Here is a 19,218-nt window from a genome sequence, read left to right as displayed (position 1 = left end):
CTTGAAATCTTAGTATGGGCTCACATTTTTTACTCGCTAAATTAGATGCAGTATAGTGAGTGTCCATTTTTAGGTAGTAAGTGCATGTCGATTAACCTGCGTAAAACAAGCCGCAATTTTCACTTGTGGCTCTCTTTGGCCATTTTTATTCCTGTCGTTGTTGTGATTGGCAGTGGTCTTTTGTTGCAGGTAAAAAAAGAGTTCGACTGGCTACAACCGCCTACCCAAAAAGCCGCTGGTAACGCCCCATCTATTAGTTTCGATAGTATTATTGAGGCAATTCAGCTCGTCCCTGAAGCCGAATTAAACAGTTGGAGCGACATCGACCGTTTAGACGTTAGGCCCGACAAAGGCATTATAAAAGTACGCGGAAAGAATCATTGGGAAGTACAGTTGAATGCAACCAATGGCGAAGTGCTGCAGGTTGCTTATCGGCGTACCGATACCATTGAAGCTATTCACGATGGCAGCTGGTTTTTTGAAGGCGCAAAGTTATGGCTATTCTTGCCCGCCGCCATTTTGCTATTCATTTTATGGCTGACGGGCTTAGTGATGTTATTTACTACATTAAAGAGTAAATATCGAAAACGTTACTATCGTTCACAGCAAAAAGGTTAACGCTAGCTGTACACTTTCACCTTGCGCAAATGCCGCTTTGTCGTCGGCGCTTACATAATATTGCTGATTAGTAAGATTACGCCAGCTAGCTTGCAGTGAAGTACGTTGGTTGAATTGCCAAGCCGCGCCAATATCTAATGTCGTTACATTATCGAGTTCTTTTTCACCATCGCCAATATCCCGCTTGCTGGCGCGATAAACAAGCGTTGAAAATAGCCGTACATCCTCTAGCTCATACCCTAATGTTAGTCGCTGACTATGTGGCGGAATATCAGCAATAGCGCTACCTATATTATCTTCGCCCTCAATCCACGCGCCATTTAACTGCGCGAACCAATATCCTTGATCGGGTGTGTTATTTTGCGATCTATTTGCAGCTTGTGACTGTTGCCAATCTAGCTGATAGCTTATGCCTTGAATGGTCGCACTGTCTAAATTACTGTAAACCTGAACATCTTCAGATACCGTAGTACGCTCAATATAGTGGTTGATTTTCTGCCGAAACACTTCAACTGAAGCTGTTAAGCCGTTGCTGTTATACGATAACGAAGCCTGTATATTTGTGGCCTGCTCTGTGTCTAAATCGACATCACCTAACACGGTACCCCGAGGGGTTTCACCGGAGAAATAGCGTTCAGTTAATGACGGATTCCTAAAGGCGCTAGATAAGTAAACACTAGCCGTCCATTGCGGCGAAAGTATATGGCTAGCGCCAATAAAACCGCTGATGTTAGCATTTTCAATATCGACAGCATTGTTAGACTGTTGCTGCCAATCTAACCTACCTCTAAACGCTAGCGAGGTATCACCAAAAGAGCGTGTTGCATCAGCAATACCGGCAATTGTGGTTTCACTGGCATCCAATGTACGAAGCTCGTAAGCTAATTCAGAGATAAAAGATGAGCCGGTCGAGCTTAATGTCTCATTTAAAAGAGATTCACCTACAAGCGAGCCACTAGCAGAGGAAACCAAGGTAAGCTCCCTTTCATCAATAGTTACCCCCTCCCGTCCCAACAACTGAACTTGCCAGTTTACCTGCCAGTTATTGATACGTGCGTTACTGCCAACATCAAATCCGAAGTCTAACGCCTCGCTTTCACTTTCGTTTATCCGATCCTCGGGTCTTAAAATGTGGGTGTCCAATGTGGATTGGTGCCACCAAAGGCTGCTAAATATATTAGAGAATGCAAACGTCATTTTGCCTAGCCAGTGCGTATTTTCTGGGTAGGTTGTTACTCTATCTTCTGGAAAGTCGCTACTGGATTTACCGATATCACGGTTGTCTGAATACAACGTCCAGGCTTCTTTCAGCACACCATTATCCGGCCGATGCCTTAAAAACAAGGCGGTTTGTTCAAACTTATCGAACAGGGTATTGCCTTGTGCGTCAGAGCCGTTATTGCCTTTACGATACGACAGGTTCCAGTCGGTATTGCCTGCATAATCGGCATAACTGTAGTCTTGTGCCTGCTGGTTACTGCTCCACCCTATTTGAAGGTTAGATTTAGTGTTGTACGGTAGTAACAAATCCACAGCGCCACCTATAGCGCCCGAACCTAAATAGGTAGAGGCAGCGCCAGGAATGACGGCAACACCTTGAATAAATGAGGGAGGAACAAACCCAACACTCGCCCCTGCGCGGCGATCACTCACAATAGGTACGCCATCAAGCAAGGTTTGTATTCGCCAGCGAGAAAAGCCCCTAATATTGATATTTTGAATTTGCCCACCTTGCCCATTTAAGTTAACTGAAGGCGATTGGAGCAAAATGTCATTAATGTGGGGGCTACCCACAAGATTCGATTTATCGTAAGTATATTGGGGGAAGATGCTGTTTAAGGTTTGATTGTAATAGGCGCGCTCTGCGGTGACAGTGTACCGCTCGACTTCCTTAGCGCTAATATCGTTGGAGCTTGCATTGTTAGCCCCTTCAGCATCAACACCTTCACTATCAGCGCCTTGAGCATCAGTAGCACTGGCACAAAAAACGGGGACGGCTAAAAAAGAAACGGTTAACAATAGTCTAAAAGGGGCTAATCCAAAACGCGAAAACTTAGCGGAAGATAAAAAACAGAAAGAATACGACAGGCTTTTCATTGGGTCTTGCTACGGTAGTAAAGCTAAAAAAGAAGGGTGAAAATAAAAAACGCGGCAGCGTAACGCTGCCGCATCTGTTTGCACTAACGCCCGTTAGTTTGCAATAACCGGAATGCCAGCGGTCCACGGACCACCTTCATTCACCACCGCTTGCTGAAGCGCAGGCAGCGTGGTTTCATGCAACGTTTTAATACGCGCAATTACTTGGCTTAATTCATCTTCAGCGTAACCAAGTTGGTCTTTATGCTGTTGAGTCGGCCCATAAGATGAATTTAATGCCGAACGTGCATAGCGCAAACGGCTCATAATATTAGCCGGTTTAATCCCTTTGCGATTGCGCGACTCTAAGCCAGTAAACGCTTTATTAATATCGTTTATTTCACTTTGAATACTCGCAAATTGTGCTTCAAATTGGGTTACATTACTTGGTGTGCGGTCAATTGCCACACGAAGCAACGCCATAGTGTCTTTTACCTGTTTAAGCACAGTGGTTGAAGACATTGCACGTTTCTGCGCTTTAGTTAAGGCGTTCCCATAAGTTGTAATTTCTTCAGCAGATGCCCCTTCAAGCGCACCTTCATAGATAGATTCCAACGTAAACTGAACAGGCTCAGCTAATTGAGTAACTGTTGCACCTTCACGCTTAAATAACGTCGCACTATAGGTTCCCGGCAATGCCATTAAGCCGTTATTTTTGCTGTCTTTCTTAGTAAGCGGCGTAGTATTCGAATACTTCATATCCCACGTAATGCGGTGAAGCCCTTTCTTGGTGCTGCCCGATACGCGATTTATTACGTCGCCCGCATTGTCACGAATCTCGACATAAACAGCAGGTTCTGGCTCTTGAAGTTCAGCTTCTATCGCTTCCCAACTTGGGTATTTAGGATATTTGTCATCTTCAAGTAGCTTTTTCTCAGCTTCTTGACGCTTACCCTTCGCGGTTAACAAACTGTCTTTTAAGAAATAGGTTAACGTAGCGCCATGTGCTGGGTTTTCAGCTACAAAGCGATCATCACCGTCCGAGTCAGAGTGCCTAGTGTCTAACTTAAACCATTTAACTGGGCGGCTGGGCGCAAATAAAAGCGCGTCTTGTTGCATCGATTTTTCAGTTAATGCGCGAAGTGGTGCGTAATCATCTAGAATATAAATACCACGGCCAAATGTACCGGCCACCAAGTCGTTTTCTCTGCGCTGAATTTTCACATCGCGAGTAGAAATGGTTGGTATACCGCCATCAAGTTCAACCCACTTTTTACCGCCATTCACCGTAAAGAAAACACCAAACTCAGTACCAATGAACATCAAATCTTTGTTCACATGATCCTGCACAATACGCCAAACAAGGTGTTTTGCAGGTAGGTCGTCAGCAAGTGACGTCCACTTTTTACCTAGGTTCGTCGACTTGATCAAATAGGGTTTGAAGTCGCCATATTTATGGTTGTCTAGAGCAACATATACGGTATTCGGATCGTATAAATCAGCACGGATATCATTTACATAAGCGGTAGCAGGAATACCTTTAATAGCGTCTAATTCAATCTTTTTCCACGACTCACCGCCGTTGGTAGTGACTTGAATGATGCCATCGTCGGTACCAGCCCACAGAATGTTTTCATCTACTGGGCTTTCAGAGAAGTTAGCAATGGTGTGGAATTCTGTCATGGCGTACAAATCCCAGCCCGCTTCTACCGACCACGTTCTGCCCATCATAGGCATATGCATACGGTTTCCGTTTTTGGTAAGGTCGCCAGAAACGGCTGTCCAGCTATCGCCACGGTTATCAGAACGCCATACGCGCTGTGATGCAAAATAAATACGAGCAGGGTCGTGGCTAGACACATTAATAGGTGCATCCCAATTATAGCGCTCAGCAGGGTCGCCCGGTAATGGCTGCGGCTTAACATAAACCCCTTCTTTGGTGGTCATGTCTACGCGGGTAAGGTTACCCTGTTGCCACTGAGAATACATAATATCTGGGTTGCCCGGCTCAACCGCTGGCTGATGCCCATCGCCGCCTAGGGTTAAGAACCAATCTTTGTTCTTAATACCTTCTTCGCGCATTGTGCGCGATGGCCCACCTTGGGTAGAGTTATCTTGTGCGCCCGCATAAATCATGTAGAAGGGTTTTGAATCATCCGGCGCCACTTTATAAAACTGCGTTAACGGCAAGTTCGCCATAAAACGCCAATTCGCCATTCTGTCATGAGACATATAAATGCCGCCATCTGATCCCATCAATACAAAATCAGGATCAGTCGGGTGGAATGCCATAGCATGGTCATCTACGTGCTTGCGCTTAGTATTGATTGGCGTCCATGTTTTGCCGCCATCGTCCGACACTTTGCTGTAGTTACTGGCAATATAAACACGGTCAAACTGGTGTTGATCAGCAAAGATTTCTTGGTAATAGTGAGGGCCTGTACCTGCACCTATTTCATCAGAGACCTTGGTCCAACTTGCGCCTTGGTCGGCTGAACGATAGAAACCGCCTTTGCGATTGTCAGTTTCGATAGTGGCGTAAAGCACGTCTGGGTTCATAGGTGATATCGCCATGCCTATTTTACCCATGTTACCTTCTGGCAAACCGGTTTTAAGTTCGGTCCAGGTTTCACCGCCATCGTCAGACGTATGAATGCCTGCCCCTTCGTTAGTCCCTACATATACGGCAATAGAACGTTGGCGAGCCCATGTGGCTGCATAAAGTTTATCTGGGTTACGCGGATCGATAAGTAAGGAGGTTACGCCCGTCCATTTGTCAGCAGGCGTGAGTACTTGCTTCCATGTGTCGCCACCGTCAGTGGTTTTGTAAAGACCGCGTTCACCGCCACCAGACCATAGCGGCCCTTGAGCAGACACCCACACAATATCAGGGTTGGTAGGGTGAATAATAATGTCAGAGATATGTTCAGACTTCTCTAGCCCCACATTATTCCATGTTTGACCGCCATCTACAGACTTATATACGCCGTCACCAAAGCTAATATGACGCCCGCCGTTGTTCTCACCAGTACCTACCCAAATAATGTTTGAGTTACTAGGTGCAATAGTCACATCGCCAATAGAGTAAACCGCTTGTTTATCGAAAATAGGCGTCCACGTATTACCTGCGTTTGTGGTTTTCCACACGCCACCAGAACCTACCGCGGTATACCATGTTGAAGGGTTATTTTGATCGATAGCAATATCAGCTATTCGGCCAGACATATAAGCAGGGCCAATATTTCTCAGCTCCATGGCTTTAAAAGTTGAACTGCTAAAAATAGGTTTGTCGTCGTTAGGTTTTTCTGCAAAAACAGTCGAGCTTGAGAGTGCAAGAGATACAGCTACTGCAGCTTTAAGAAGCTTTTTCATTATTATTATCCACAGAGTGTTTATTTGAATTTAGAATTATAGGTATTAACACTATATAGAGTTACTAACAAACCTATAAAGTTTCAATAAACACACGACCAACCACTGAATATAGAGGTTAAAAAATGGTCGTCAGTGGATAGGCATTGTAAGGGAAAATTTTTATACTCCCCCCAAATTATGGCTGGCATGTTTGATTTGTATGTCTGGTTTTAGGGGTAATAGCTATGCTTTTTTAACCGCTAAAATAACGGTTAAGAAGTACGGCGCTTATAAAAAGCGCAGCACTTGATAAGCAGCTCACAATAAGTAGCTCAAAATAAGCAAATGTATCTTATTAAAAAGTGACGATGTCATCGTTAATTAAATGCCCTACTACAGAACTGTTTTCAGCGTCGACAAACCCGTTGTCGATAGCTTTAGCACGGCCGCGAGTTACTTTGCGATAGTTAGGGTGGGTATAAATATAAGTTTGCTTTGAACGTAATGCTTCTAACACACGTTCTGCCAACATAGATACAGGAATACCAGACTCCACCGCCATCGTGGCCGCTTTGGCCCCTGCTTTTAGTTTTTCTTTATCGATACGCTTTTCTGTGGCTACCGCATATTTTTCTTGTCTGTTGCGATAAGACTCATGAATACGGGTTTTTACAAATGCAGGGCATAACACCGACGTGTGGATATTAAATGGCTCTAGCTCTGGCATCCAGCTTTCAGTCATAGATACTACTGCTGCCTTAGAGGCACAGTATGCGCCCGCGTATGGCATACCCATCAAGCCAGCCATCGATGCCACGTTTAACACCCAGCCCCCTTCACCATGTTCTTTAATGGCAGGAACACAAGCTTGAGCACCATACAAAACGCCCATCACATTCACGTCCATTACCCAGCGCCAAGTTTCAGCTTCAGAGTCTTCAATTTTTCCAGGAGAACCACCCACACCTGCGTTATTGATGACCATATGGATTTTGCCAAATGCCTCTTTGGCTTCAGCTACAACACCTTCCCATTGGGCATAATCGGTGACATCAAGTGAACACGTGATTACCTTGTAGCCTTTTGAGCGCAAGTCTTCGCTAGACTGTGCAAGCGCTGCGGCATCTATATCGGCCATAACAATATTCATTCCCTGCGCCGCTAATGCTTCACTTAGGGCTAAGCCAATTCCACCCGCTGCGCCAGAAATAACCGCGGTTTTACCTGAAAATTCATTAGACTGAGACATCTGCTCTCCTGTTGCCTTTATTCCTGCAGCTCAATTAATTGCTGCAACTGCCGTTTGCCGCCATCACTATGGCCGAATGCATATAAGGCCATCGAAATGCGAAGCATAAATAATGAAATAGTGAGTTGTTCAGCAAGTAGACTAGTCTGATGACGTAAGGGTAGATACTTTATTTGGCTAATTTCAGATACTTCATGAAATCAATAATATGGAGAAAACAGGCTACTGCTTTTTAGTGTGGCTAATAAAAATAGCGCGTTTTATGATTTTAATAATATGACGTCTTAATTAAATATGACTGATATTCATCAATATTTAGGTTGTAAGCCAAAATTGAGTGCTTCTACTCATCGCAAAAATCGGCTTACTTAACGGTTATCCTAACTTACTTCGTGAAAGCTAAAACATGCAGAAAGATAAAACATTAAATTAACAAAACGAGACTTTAGCGGTGAACAAAGCATACAAATAGAATGCACAGGCCCAATTTATCAAGTATTCAGCTAAAAATAGCATTTACACTCTCAACCTTTAAAAAATTAATTTTTTGTTAACACAAGGGAAAATAGAGAGTTTATATTGAGACGACTTCTAATAAGGTGGTCCTGCTCCCCCTTGTGATAAATAGAATTAATCATTACTCTCCCACGCTCAAATAACGGCTCAAGTTCATTCGATTATCTAGGCAATTTCAGTCTAGGCAATTGCAATTTTCGAGGATTCTTACGTAAGCATGGCCAATCCATACCCTTCCATTGATGTTTTTCTGCAGCCTGCTTTCGCAGCATTTGTGCAGAAGCTTCAACGCTACACCACGGGTGTAGGGGTATTCCTATGGATTGCGAACGCAGCCTTACTGCTTAACGTAGCATTGATAGCCAGCGGCACAATGGCCGATTCAGGCGAGTTTGTTAGTGCACTTCACGACAATATTGTTATTGAGCCTTTTTTCATTGCGGCTTTTAACCAAGCGCTTTCCCTGTTTTCTCTTCCAACCATAATATTGGTGCTGGTTGGCCTTCAAGTTCATGCCTGTGCCACCGCTAGAGCTCAATTTGTTGGCAATGACCAACCTGTTCCATTCGTTTTTCACAAATACCCTCATCCCTTTATTCAAAAAATTGGTAGCCGAGCACCTCCTACTCTTAGCTAACCGTTTTTGATGTCGATGTGTAAACACTAATCGTTACCCGAAAACGCTAAATTGCGTGCTTGTCTTTGCGGATTAAGCACAGCGGCTATCTATTGTCTTCGATATACATATCGATGCTCTATTTGCTGCTTATTTTGCTGCTCGTCGGTGCTGTTTATCTGCGCTGGCTAATTGCCGCACTCCCTTGAACTTACGGGTTATAGGAAAAATATTTTTGTCTATTCGTAACCTCTTTAAATTAACTTTTACCACAATCGTGCTGATGCTGGCCGGTTGCAGCGGCGGCGTACTCGATCCTAAAGGGCAAGTAGGTGTGGATGAAAAGAATCTCATCATTCTTTGCACCATTCTTATGCTCATTGTTGTGATCCCCGTCATTGTGCTAACACTTTATTTCGCTTGGAAATATCGCGCCAGTCGCGACTTTGAAATTTACACCCCGAAATGGGCCCACTCTACCAAAATTGAAGCCTTGGTATGGTCGGTTCCGGTACTCATTATTATTGCGCTAGGCGTTATTACTTGGCGTTCAACGCAAGCGTTAGACCCCTACGCGCCGCTCGAAGGCAAAGGTGAGCATCTCACTGTAGAGGTGGTGTCCTTAGACTGGAAGTGGCTATTCATCTACCCAGAGCAAGGCATTGCTACGGTTAACGAATTAGTTTTTCCTGCTAACAAACCCATCGCCTTCAAAATTACCTCTGAGAACGCCATGAACTCATTTTTCATTCCTCAATTGGGCAGTCAAATCTACTCAATGGCCGGAATGGAAACCAAGTTACACCTCATTGCAAATGAGCCTGGTACGTTTAAAGGCATTTCATCCAACTACAGTGGCGCTGGTTTTTCGGGCATGAAATTCGATGCTATTGCCACCCCTACTGAAGCTGATTTCGACGATTGGGTACAAAAGGTTAAGCAAGAAGATACAGTATTAACTTCTGGCACTTACAAAGAACTCGCAGAACCGACCGAAAATCACCCTGTGACCTACTACAGCGATGTAAGTGATGGGTTATTCCACGAAATACTAATGAAATATATGAAAGACCACGGCTCAATGGATTTTTACAGCAAGCCTAATAACGCTGCTACAGGTATGAAAAAAGCTATGCCTGATATTCACAAGGGTCATCATGAAGAGGTTAACGAATAATTATGTCTTTTTTAGGTAAATTATCTATAGAGTCAGTGCCTTACCACGAACCTATTATTATGGTTACGTTGGCAGTGATTGCTGTAGTGGGTATTGCTATTGCGCTACTCATTACAAAATACAAGCAGTGGGGCACACTGTGGAATGACTGGATCACGTCTGTGGATCACAAACATCTAGGCATTATGTACATTGTGCTGGCTATGGTGATGTTACTACGTGGTTTTGCCGACGCCATTATGATGCGTACCCAACTTGCGGTAGCGACTAATGGTGCGCCTGGCTATTTGCCACCGGAACACTACGACCAAATTTTCACCGCCCACGGCGTGATTATGATCATCTTTATGGCCATGCCATTTATGATTGGTTTAATGAACATTGTGCTGCCGCTGCAAATTGGTGCTCGTGATGTTGCCTACCCCTTTTTGAATAATTTAAGTTTTTGGCTTACCGCTGGCGGCGCCATTCTCATTAATATTTCATTAGGTATAGGTGAATTTGCAAAAACAGGTTGGGTAGCTTATCCGCCAATAGCGGGGCTTGAATTAAGCCCGGGGGTTGGCGTCGACTACTACATATGGGCCTTGCAGATATCAGGGCTCGGCACGCTACTTACTGCGGTTAACTTTTTAGTGACTGTATTTAAGATGCGTGCACCGGGCATGAAATTGATGCAAATGCCAATTTTCACGTGGACATGCACGTGGGCAAATATCCTTATTGCCGCGTCGTTCCCTATTCTTACGGCAGTGCTAGCCATGCTAACACTAGACCGCTATCTAGACTTCCACTTCTTCACTAACGAAGCAGGTGGTAACTCTATGATGTACATTAATTTATTCTGGGCTTGGGGCCACCCTGAAGTTTATATTTTGGTGCTACCAGCTTTTGGTATTTTCTCAGAAGTTATTTCAACCTTTACGGCAAAACGCTTATTCGGTTACACCTCTATGGTGTATGCATCGGGCGCAATTGCTATTTTAGGCTTTGTGGTATGGCTACATCATTTCTTTACCATGGGCTCAAGCGCCAATGTAAATGCGTTCTTCGGTATTATGACCATGGTCATCGCCGTGCCGACAGGGGTGAAACTATTCAACTGGTTATTCACCATGTACCGTGGCCGATTGGTACTCAGCGTGCCTGTACTTTGGGCATTGGGCTTTATGGTGACCTTTACCATTGGTGGAATGACCGGTGTGCTATTGGCTATTCCTGGTGCCGACTATGTGCTTCACAACAGCTTATTTTTGATTGCTCATTTCCACAACACCATTATTGGTGGTGCAGTATTTGGTTACTTAGCGGGTTTTGCATTTTGGTTCCCGAAAGCCATGGGCTTCAAGCTTGATGAAAGAACCGGTAAGGCCGCCTTTTGGTGCTGGCAAATTGGTTTCATGATGGCGTTCTTGCCTTTGTATGTGCTGGGCTTCTTGGGCATGACCCGCAGGCTTAATCACACCAATAACCCTGACTGGAACCTATGGCTCTACATTGCGGCAGTAGGTGCGTTTGTTATTGCCCTTGGTATTTTCTTCCAATTATTGCAGTTGTTCATAAGCTTTAAAAACAAAGACAAGCTTAACGATACCACAGGCGATCCGTGGAATGGACACACACTGGAATGGTCCACGGCGTCTCCGCCTCAATTCTATAACTTCGCCAATATTCCACACATCAAAGATATCGATGCATGGACAGACACAAAAGAACGTGGCGATTCCTATCAAAAGCCTGAGAAATACGCGCCTATTCACATGCCGAAGAATACCTCTGCGGGTGTATTTATGAGTATGAGCTTCACGGTAATGGGCTTTGCGCTTATTTGGCATATTTGGTGGTTAGCTGCTGTTGGGCTTATTGCTGGAATAGGTGTATTTATTAAGCGTTGTTACACCTCTGATGTTGATTACTACGTTCAGGTAGATGAGATTGAAAAAATTGAACACGCGCATTTAGCTGCCAATGCGAAAGGAGCGTCTGTATGAGCGCACTAGCAAATGATATAGCTCACGATATTCACGAAGAGCACGCTTTAGACCACGACCACGAACATCACGAAAACAATACGGTATTCGGCTTTTGGCTGTACTTAATGACCGATTGTTTGTTATTCGCTTCATTCTTAGCCACTTATGCGGTGTTATTTATGAACACCGCTGGCGGGGTATCTGGTAAAGATATTTTCGAACTAAACTTTGTGGCGGTTGAAACCGCTGCCCTGCTCGTTAGTAGTATCACCTTCGGCTTCGCCATGATTTGTGCGCACAAGCAAAACAAAAGCGGTGCGTTAGCATGGTTAGCTATCACCTGGGTTTTGGGTGCGACGTTCATCGGCATGGAAGTATATGAGTTCCATCACTTAATCGTACATGGCAATGGCCCTCAAGAAAGTGCGTTTCTTACCGCCTTTTTCTCGCTAGTAGGGTTACACGGGCTTCATGTTACGTCGGGGCTTATCTGGATGACCATTTTGTTCATCGAGGTATCCCGCCGAGGCTTACCTGAAAAAACCGTAACGCGCCTGAGTTGCTTAAGCTTGTTCTGGCATTTCCTCGATATTGTGTGGATTTGCGTATTCACCGTGGTGTATTTAATGGGGGCAATATAATGACAGGCCATCGTTCTAATAAATTTAGCACCAGTGCCTTAGCGGGAAATAGTGCTAACGATGACAATGCAAACTCAGTCAATCACGCTGCCGAGCATGGCAGCGTAAAAACTTATCTTATTGGCTTTGTGCTATCGGTGATATTGACGCTTATTCCATTTGTTATGGTTATGGAAGGCGACTTCTCAAAAGTAACTACCCTGTGGAGCATCGTCGTTTTCGCACTTGTACAAATTTGGGTTCACCTGAAGTACTTTCTTCACCTTAACTTTGTGACTGAAGACGGCAGAGCCAGTACCATTTCGTTTTTATTCAGCGCACTTATTATCTTCATGGTAGTAGGGCTGTCTATTTGGATAATTTACGAGTCTAACGCGATGATGATGTATTAGCGTATTGCTATTCATTATGCATAAGTAACAAGGTAAACAGTAAAATGAACGCGATATTTCGACGCTATTTATCGGTCACCAAGCCCGGTATCATCATGGGCAACTTAATTTCCGTAGCAGGTGGTTTTTTACTTGCCGCCCGCGGGGATGTTGACTGGCCTTTGATGGTAGCGACCTTGATTGGCTTGTCTTTAGTGGTGGCTTCTGGATGTGCAGTTAACAATTGCATAGACAGCGACATCGACACCAAAATGCAGCGAACACGCACTAGAGTGACTGTCACCGGCGAAATGTCGTTGAAAGCAGCCTTCTGGCACGGTGTAGTGCTAGGGGTTGCTGGTTTCGCTTTACTGGCTTTTTACACCAATCTTACGGCAGTGCTTTTCGCTGCCTTAGGTTATGTGGTTTACGTAGGCGTGTATAGCTTATACATGAAGCGTAACTCTGTGTATGGCACCCTTGTTGGTAGCTTATCTGGCGCGGTACCGCCCGTGGTAGGTTACTGTGCAGTAACCGTTGAGTTCGACACCGCCGCCGCGATTTTGCTAGTGATGTTCAGTATATGGCAAATGCCCCATTCTTATGCCATCGCTATCTTCCGTTTCAAAGATTATGAAGCTGCCAATATACCGGTATTGCCGGTGGCAGAAGGCATCGCAAAAGCTAAGCAACACATCGTATTATACATTGCGGTATATGCCATGGTTACGCTGCTGTTGCCAATTAGTGGTTATACGGGTGTGGGCTTTTTGGCAGTCGCATTTTCCACCAGCTTATGGTGGTTGATTATGGCACTGCGAGGATATCGCCGCGATATCAATATTGAAGGTTGGGCACGACAAGTGTTCGGGTTCTCTATCGTCAATATTACTGCGTTATCAATTGCTATGGCGGTAGATTATCACTCTCAGGCACAGTTTATTTTTTGATTATTTATATAGGGACCGGTGGTGTCTACAGTAAATACTCGGCCCCCATATCGTGTGATCACCAAGGGGAAACTGACGGTATACGCATCAAGCGGGTTTAACGCGTCTGATGTGACTAGTAGACGCTTATTCTTTTGAGAAAATCGCAACGCGCCACCTAACTTAAATATTACTAAGCAAATCTTGTGCTTAATCAAGTTGCTTTGGTTCCAAAATTTATATTATTATTTACACTTCGTTGGGGAGTAGCCTGTTTCCATTATCCATGGAAAAGTTTGTGTCAACATAATTGGTCACATGACCATGGTACAAACACCTCTTGGTTGGCGAGACCATCGATATTTCCATGCCCTAAGGTCAGGCGTGTGGTTTTATCGTGGACTCAATATTGCCTGACCGGAGTTTTGAAGTATGAGTATCTTTGCTCTCATTTTACTTGCCTTTGCTATGTCTACTGATGCTTTTGCTGCCGCTATAGGTAAGGGTGTCAAAATAAAGAATCCTCGTTTTAGCTTTGCTATCAAAGTCGGCTTTACATTTGGTTTAATAGAAGCAATCACTCCTGTTATAGGTTGGATAATAGGACATGCAGCTTCTTCTTATGTAGAAGCGTGGGATCATTGGATTGCGTTGATTATTCTTACCGGCTTAGGCGTTTATATGGTCTTTGAAAGCTTTCAACCTGCCATTGATGATGAAAGTAAAACGCAAAAGCAGTCGTTTATTTTGCTATGTGTGACTGCGTTTGGTACTAGCATAGACGCAATGGCGGTTGGCGCAAGCCTTGCCTTTGTTGATGTAAATATCATGACGGCCTCCGGCTTAATTGGTTTGGCCACGTTTTTGATGGTAACGATAGGTATTATGCTGGGTAGTTTAATGGGCTCTTTAATAGGCAAACGAGCCGAGACATTTGGTGGAGTCATACTTATTTCGGTGGGTATGTGGATTTTTGCAACCCACACTCTTTAGAATTCAATACTCTTTAGAATTCAATAGTTTTTAGAATACGACACTATAACAATGCCGCTACTTAACGTAGTTGCACATATCTGTAATCGCTAACTGTCTTCTTCATAGACTCAGCTTTATCTATAGTTCACTAAATCAAGGGCGACCTAGACAGCATGCTCGCCCCTTTCATAGTGATTAACGAATACTGCCGGTTAGCGTATAGAGCATTGTACGCCCACTTGCGTTAGTCGTTATTGGTCGGAGCAAGTGTTCCCCGCTCCATTGTTAGTCACGTTGCATGCCTAATTAACCTCTGGATTTAGTTTTGCCTCGAAATTCGGCACAGAACGCTTTTCAGCTTCAGCTGCCGAAGTAACTTTTCCGTTGCTCTCAATATCCTTAACAAGCCACTCCATCTCTTTTATCTCTCTGCGCTGCGCTAAGATGATATTGTCAGCGAGTTCACGCACTCGAGTATCCTCTATATTTGCCCGTTCACTAGTAAGAATTGCAATTGAATGGTGAGGGATCATCGCCTTCATATACGCTGAATCTGAAACAGTTGCTTGTGACCGAACTAAGTATAAACACACCGCAAACAAGGCGATTGCAGCAATGAATATAGACGCGTTCAGTTTCTTATTGGTATACATACCCAACATAAACGAGAGCATGATGATTGCCATTCCCGCGCCCATATACAACGCCATATAAGTACGGGTTTCGCTAAACCAAATATGGGAAATGGCATAAGTGTTTAGGTACATCATGATAAACATGACGATGGTAGAGGTGACTATCATCGCTGCAAATCTTGAATATTTCATATGTATTCCTTACCAATATTGAGCTGTTTGAATAATTTCATTCTCGCTTAAAATACGCTAGGCGTTTGTTGAACTGCCAAATTCAACTGTCAAATTCAACTCCCAAATTCCACTTCCGGATTTGACCGAAGATTGAGTAGATAAGAGTGGAGGCAAATGTAACGACAAACTTGTGAAAACTTTGAATCATCAATGCATATAGCAGGGGATTTCTTACATCCCCTGCTATATGCCTACTGCGAACTTGTAGGCAATTGAGCCTGTTACATTATTTACGATGTTGGCATAACGTACACTTCTCGTACGCAGGCCGAATCGTTAGCTGAAAGGGCAAACACAACCGACTTTGCTATATCTTCGGGCTGAAGTTTGTCTTCCTTGGGCTCATCGAAGAAAGGGGTGTTCACCATTCCAGGGCAAATTGTGGTACATCTACCGCCCCACTCTCTCATTTCTTCCGCTAAGTTTTGGCCAAAACCGTAGGCAAACCATTTACTTGCGCCATAAACCGAGCCTTTTAAAGCAATACGCCCTGCCACCGAGCTTGTTAGAATAAAGTGACCTTTAGTCTTTTTCAGCAAAGGAAGCCCAAGCTTTGCGGTGTACAGCAAGCCGTTCACGTTTGCGCCTAACATACTTTTCCATTCAGCAACGTCGCCGTTCTCAATACCGGCACTTTTTGCACCTGTACCGGCATTTGCAAATACTCCATCTACGTGGCCATAATGCTGAGCCACTTTGCTAAATGCTTTCTCTAAATCATTGAAATCGCTCACATCGGCAGTAACGGCAAAGGCATTAGCCTCGCCAAGATCTGCCACCAAATCGTTAAGCTTGTCTTCACTTCTGGCAATTAAGGCAACTTTATTACCTTCATCTACCAGTGCTTGTGCAGTCGCTTTGCCTATCCCGCTTGACGCACCGGTTATTACAATTACCTTTGAACCTGTTTTCTGACTAGACATGCATACTCCTGTTAACGCTAATTACTTGCTCGCTTAAAATTCTACCTGTGAGTTTATATTCTCACTTTACAAACCTAAGCAATGAGTTGACTAATCTTCTCTACAAAAGCTGGGATGTCATCTGGATTTCTGCTGGTTACCAATTTGCCATCTTGTACCACTTGCTCATCTTTCCAGGTAGCACCGGCATTAATTAAATCTGTTTTGATACTGGGAAAAGAAGTAACTGTACTGTTTCTTGCTAGCTCAGATTCAACCAGTAACCATGGCCCATGACATATAGCAGCAAGTGCTTTAATGCGAGGCTCTGCGTGGGCTTGCTTAATAAATGAAACCGCATCGTTATTAGTACGTAAGATATCTGGGTTAATTTGGCCGCCAGGCAATACGAGCGCGTCGTAATCACTTGGCGATACCGAGGAAACTTGAGCATCTACCGATATTTGTTTACCCCAATTCCCCTCATTCCATGCAGTGATACTGCTTTGATCATCAATTGAAAGTATCTCTACTGTAGCGCCTTGCTCGGTAAGCATATCTTTTGGCTGCACCAGTTCACTTTGCTCAAAACCATCAGTAGCTAAAATAGCGATTTTTTTGCCTTCTAAATTTTGCTGGTTGCTCATTGTAAAACTCCTATTTCTACTCAACATTATTGCCGCTTCCCATTCAGTTGTTTGCATAACGCAAAGCTGAAAAACGAAGATTAACCGGATGAACACTCATCAGCGGAACACCTTCTAAGCTGGCAATTCCAATAACAAACTTATATATGTAACTTGTGACTGCAATAACCAAACCATCACCCAAAACCTCTTAATCACTTGTTTATACTGAACTTTCATTCAGGCCAAAAAGTTATAGTGCTTTAGCCGGAACCTTTGGCATGCGACTTTTTCAGCATTTGTGAAGGTTTTACATGAGGATAAACCCAGCTACATATAGAAAAACATCAGCAGAGCACCGGCTATCATGAATAGATTTTCGGTTAGCGAAACAAAGCCCAATGGCACGTTGCTATCGCCCCCTACACAGGCACACTTGAGTTCACGTTTATCGATGTATACCGCTTTGACCACTGAAACCGCTCCCACCGAACCTATAAATAGGGAGAACGGCGCCACCGCTAACGCGGGCAGTTGAGCTACCATACCAATTCCAGCATAAGCCTCTACAAACGGGTAAATATAGCCGTATCGTAGCCACTTCATGGCTAGCAAATCGTAGGTAATAAACGAGTTAGTAAAGCTGAATAGGTCTTTGAGTTTTTGTACTGCCAGCAGCGACATTGAAAACGCGATAAATAGCATGAGAGTGCGAATGGAAAAATACGCACCTACTACCGTATATTGAAATGCTAACGCTAATAACGCAGCTACCGAAAATATGGCTATTACTGGGGTATAGGTGGTACCCGTTTGGCCCGCTTCGCCTTTTCCAAAATAAGTACGAAGATCGTCGTACCCACCTATACGCTCATCATTTATAAACGTCTGTGGGGTTGTTTTAACATTGTACTTTGTCTTGAACGCGTCGGTTTCTTCCCTAGAAGTGAGGGGACGATCATCTATGTTATACCCTTCTCTCTCTAACAAATCTTTGGAACGTAAACCAAACGGACAAATATGATTATCGGTCACCATTCTGTACAAAATTGCCTTTTTATTCATCATGCTCTCCTTTGTCTCACTCGCGCCAAAAGCTAACAGAAAAGGTTGTAGTTAATGTCGCAATAAGCTCCAAACTCGTCTTTATTCAAACCGAGCCATAAGCTTGAAAGAGTTCGGTCAGGTTATTAGTCACACCAAACTCCCCTGCCTCAAACTTGCCTCTAAATTAGATAGCGAGAAGAGATCCGTCATGTGAAATCCTTACGCGAATAGTTCATGAAGCTGTAAATTCCTCACAATTAACGACTCAAACCTTTCGGTTCTAGGTACCTTTATCAATACCGTTACAATTTCTATACCGATATATACTCAACGTTATTGTAGGAGTTATCGAATATGTCTCTTTGGGGGGAATCTGTAGGGCAATAACGCTTAATCAGTTGCTGGCCTTATCGCCTAGAACGTAGAATATTAATTCCTTTCGTTATAGAGTGAATAGAACTCTCGAAAAGGCATTTAAAATGACATTCGTATTTTTACATGGCTCAGGTTGCACGAATAACGTGTGGGCGCACCAAGTATCGTTTTTCAACAACAGTGTTGCATTAAACTTTCCTGGTCACCCTGATGGCGAAGTATTATGCGATGTAAAATCCATAGCTCATTGGGTGCTTAATACCGTTGAACAAGAAGATTTAACAGACGTGGTGTTGGTTGGTCATTCTTTAGGAAGTGCCGTAGCCATGCAAGCTGCTCTGCTGGCCTCAAGCGAATCAACGACTTTCGATTCAAGTAGACTAAAAGCACTGGTGTTAATAGGTGCGGGCGCTAAATTAAAAGTAATGCCACAACTGCTTACGTCACTAGCAGCGCTTATAGAAGGAGGCGGAGCATTCCCCGATTACCTATTGGCTTCAAACCAACAACTGCAAGAGCCGTTAAGAACTGAGGTAAATTCGGCAATCATTAACAATGGCGCCGCAGTGATGCTGAAAGACTTTACGGCTTGTGACAACTTTGACGTTATGCAGGAGATAGGTAGCATTACATTGCCAGTACAGCTTATTGTGGGTAACAAAGATATTATGACACCGGTGAAATATTCTGAGTTCCTGTTAGGCCAATTACCTAACGCAAAACTAAACATTATAGAAAATGGCACCCATATGGTCTTTGCAGAACAACACGCTACAGTGAACGGTTGCATTCAGGAGTTTGTAAACGGGTTAACCTAGTCTGTTTCCCTTCAGACACTTATTAAAATCTACTTATAAAAAAGGCGTTACGCTAAGCAGTAACGCCTCGTAGTTATTAAGCTACT

The 19,218-nt window shown here is 43.9% G+C and carries 16 protein-coding genes and 1 riboswitch; of the genes, 9 read left to right on the top strand and 7 right to left on the bottom strand.

All coding sequences use genetic code 11. From position 1 onward, the window contains the following. Window positions 1-84: 84 nt before the first annotated feature. Window positions 85-618, top strand: a complete 534-nt coding sequence (locus AAC006_RS12720) for a PepSY-associated TM helix domain-containing protein (RefSeq protein ID WP_013783083.1) — start codon at window positions 85-87, stop codon at window positions 616-618. Here AAC006_RS12720 and AAC006_RS12715 read toward each other — a convergent pair. From AAC006_RS12715 to AAC006_RS12705, 3 genes are all read right to left on the bottom strand, one after another. Next, a complete protein-coding gene (locus tag AAC006_RS12715) occupies window positions 601-2,715 on the bottom strand; it encodes a TonB-dependent receptor (protein ID WP_013783082.1) in 2,115 nt (704 codons plus the stop codon). The genes AAC006_RS12720 and AAC006_RS12715 overlap by 18 nt on opposite strands. A 93-nt stretch (window positions 2,716-2,808) precedes the next feature. Beyond that, window positions 2,809-6,066: a hypothetical protein gene (locus tag AAC006_RS12710; RefSeq protein WP_013783081.1), complete on the bottom strand. Its 3,258-nt coding sequence runs from the start codon at window positions 6,064-6,066 to the stop codon at window positions 2,809-2,811. A gap of 337 nt (window positions 6,067-6,403) precedes the next feature. Then, complete coding sequence (locus AAC006_RS12705; protein ID WP_013783080.1) at window positions 6,404-7,297, bottom strand: SDR family NAD(P)-dependent oxidoreductase; 894 nt, start codon at window positions 7,295-7,297, stop codon at window positions 6,404-6,406. 733 nt (window positions 7,298-8,030) lie between these two features. On the opposite strand from AAC006_RS12705, the gene AAC006_RS12700 reads away from it, so the two are divergent. The 7 genes from AAC006_RS12700 (at window position 8,031) to AAC006_RS12670 (ending at window position 14,513) form a co-directional block, all read left to right on the top strand. After that, a complete protein-coding gene (locus AAC006_RS12700; protein ID WP_013783079.1) occupies window positions 8,031-8,450 on the top strand; it encodes a hypothetical protein in 420 nt (139 codons plus the stop codon). 214 nt (window positions 8,451-8,664) lie between these two features. Continuing rightward, on the top strand, window positions 8,665-9,606 hold the full coding sequence (cyoA, locus tag AAC006_RS12695; RefSeq protein ID WP_013783078.1) for a ubiquinol oxidase subunit II: 942 nt from the start codon (window positions 8,665-8,667) through the stop codon (window positions 9,604-9,606). Window positions 9,607-9,608: 2 nt separating this feature from the next. Then, a complete protein-coding gene (gene cyoB, locus AAC006_RS12690) occupies window positions 9,609-11,597 on the top strand; it encodes a cytochrome o ubiquinol oxidase subunit I (RefSeq protein ID WP_126871583.1) in 1,989 nt (662 codons plus the stop codon). Continuing rightward, window positions 11,594-12,220, top strand: a complete 627-nt coding sequence (cyoC, locus tag AAC006_RS12685) for a cytochrome o ubiquinol oxidase subunit III (protein ID WP_126871582.1) — start codon at window positions 11,594-11,596, stop codon at window positions 12,218-12,220. The genes cyoB and cyoC overlap by 4 nt, the downstream gene beginning before the upstream one ends. Beyond that, window positions 12,220-12,612 (top strand): cytochrome o ubiquinol oxidase subunit IV, encoded by a 393-nt coding sequence (gene cyoD, locus AAC006_RS12680; RefSeq protein ID WP_013783075.1) that lies wholly within the window; start codon window positions 12,220-12,222, stop codon window positions 12,610-12,612. Before cyoC ends, cyoD begins: the two co-directional genes overlap by 1 nt. Window positions 12,613-12,665: 53 nt before the next feature. After that, a complete protein-coding gene (gene cyoE / locus AAC006_RS12675; RefSeq protein ID WP_202945453.1) occupies window positions 12,666-13,541 on the top strand; it encodes a heme o synthase in 876 nt (291 codons plus the stop codon). A 228-nt stretch (window positions 13,542-13,769) separates the two neighbouring features. Then, window positions 13,770-13,945: riboswitch (yybP-ykoY riboswitch) on the top strand. 7 nt (window positions 13,946-13,952) lie between these two features. Beyond that, the gene (locus AAC006_RS12670; RefSeq protein ID WP_339891537.1) at window positions 13,953-14,513 is read left to right on the top strand and encodes a manganese efflux pump MntP family protein; all 561 of its coding nucleotides are present in this window, start codon (window positions 13,953-13,955) and stop codon (window positions 14,511-14,513) included. Window positions 14,514-14,797: 284 nt separating this feature from the next. On the opposite strand, the gene AAC006_RS12665 is transcribed toward AAC006_RS12670, so the two are convergent. The 4 genes from AAC006_RS12665 to AAC006_RS12650 all read right to left on the bottom strand — a co-directional run bounded on the left by AAC006_RS12665 (window position 14,798) and on the right by AAC006_RS12650 (window position 17,957). Further along, the gene (locus AAC006_RS12665) at window positions 14,798-15,322 is read right to left on the bottom strand and encodes a DUF305 domain-containing protein (protein WP_013783072.1); all 525 of its coding nucleotides are present in this window, start codon (window positions 15,320-15,322) and stop codon (window positions 14,798-14,800) included. Window positions 15,323-15,594: 272 nt separating this feature from the next. Further along, window positions 15,595-16,287, bottom strand: coding sequence for an SDR family oxidoreductase (locus tag AAC006_RS12660; protein ID WP_013783071.1), 693 nt, complete (start codon window positions 16,285-16,287; stop codon window positions 15,595-15,597). A gap of 74 nt (window positions 16,288-16,361) precedes the next feature. Further along, window positions 16,362-16,913 (bottom strand): type 1 glutamine amidotransferase domain-containing protein, encoded by a 552-nt coding sequence (locus AAC006_RS12655; protein WP_013783070.1) that lies wholly within the window; start codon window positions 16,911-16,913, stop codon window positions 16,362-16,364. Between the two features lie 309 nt (window positions 16,914-17,222). Beyond that, window positions 17,223-17,957 (bottom strand): glutaredoxin, encoded by a 735-nt coding sequence (locus AAC006_RS12650; RefSeq protein ID WP_339891560.1) that lies wholly within the window; start codon window positions 17,955-17,957, stop codon window positions 17,223-17,225. 461 nt (window positions 17,958-18,418) lie between these two features. On the opposite strand from AAC006_RS12650, the gene AAC006_RS12645 reads away from it, so the two are divergent. Next, window positions 18,419-19,132 carry an alpha/beta hydrolase gene (locus tag AAC006_RS12645; protein ID WP_339891536.1) on the top strand — a complete coding sequence of 238 codons (714 nt, stop codon included), beginning with the start codon at window positions 18,419-18,421 and terminating at the stop codon, window positions 19,130-19,132. Window positions 19,133-19,218 lie beyond the last annotated feature (86 nt).

It is taken from the genome of uncultured Alteromonas sp. (assembly GCF_963976965.1).
In the GTDB taxonomy this organism is placed as follows: Bacteria; Pseudomonadota; Gammaproteobacteria; order Enterobacterales; family Alteromonadaceae; genus Alteromonas; species Alteromonas naphthalenivorans.
This window is presented reverse-complemented; position numbering and strand designations above follow the sequence as displayed.

Bases quoted from the DNA above. Each gene is read 5' to 3' on its own strand.
- cyoD (WP_013783075.1), top strand. From the start codon at position 12,220: ATGACAGGCCATCGTTCTAATAAATTTAGCACCAGTGCCTTAGCGGGA.
- AAC006_RS12720 (WP_013783083.1), top strand. From the start codon at position 85: ATGTCGATTAACCTGCGTAAAACAAGCCGCAATTTTCACTTGTGGCTC.
- AAC006_RS12705 (WP_013783080.1), bottom strand. From the start codon at position 7,297: ATGTCTCAGTCTAATGAATTTTCAGGTAAAACCGCGGTTATTTCTGGC.
- AAC006_RS12700 (WP_013783079.1), top strand. From the start codon at position 8,031: ATGGCCAATCCATACCCTTCCATTGATGTTTTTCTGCAGCCTGCTTTC.
- cyoB (WP_126871583.1), top strand. From the start codon at position 9,609: ATGTCTTTTTTAGGTAAATTATCTATAGAGTCAGTGCCTTACCACGAA.
- AAC006_RS12645 (WP_339891536.1), top strand. From the start codon at position 18,419: ATGACATTCGTATTTTTACATGGCTCAGGTTGCACGAATAACGTGTGG.
- AAC006_RS12715 (WP_013783082.1), bottom strand. From the start codon at position 2,715: ATGAAAAGCCTGTCGTATTCTTTCTGTTTTTTATCTTCCGCTAAGTTT.
- AAC006_RS12710 (WP_013783081.1), bottom strand. From the start codon at position 6,066: ATGAAAAAGCTTCTTAAAGCTGCAGTAGCTGTATCTCTTGCACTCTCA.
- AAC006_RS12670 (WP_339891537.1), top strand. From the start codon at position 13,953: ATGAGTATCTTTGCTCTCATTTTACTTGCCTTTGCTATGTCTACTGAT.
- AAC006_RS12660 (WP_013783071.1), bottom strand. From the start codon at position 16,287: ATGTCTAGTCAGAAAACAGGTTCAAAGGTAATTGTAATAACCGGTGCG.
- AAC006_RS12650 (WP_339891560.1), bottom strand. From the start codon at position 17,957: ATGAATAAAAAGGCAATTTTGTACAGAATGGTGACCGATAATCATATT.
- cyoC (WP_126871582.1), top strand. From the start codon at position 11,594: ATGAGCGCACTAGCAAATGATATAGCTCACGATATTCACGAAGAGCAC.
- AAC006_RS12655 (WP_013783070.1), bottom strand. From the start codon at position 16,913: ATGAGCAACCAGCAAAATTTAGAAGGCAAAAAAATCGCTATTTTAGCT.
- AAC006_RS12665 (WP_013783072.1), bottom strand. From the start codon at position 15,322: ATGAAATATTCAAGATTTGCAGCGATGATAGTCACCTCTACCATCGTC.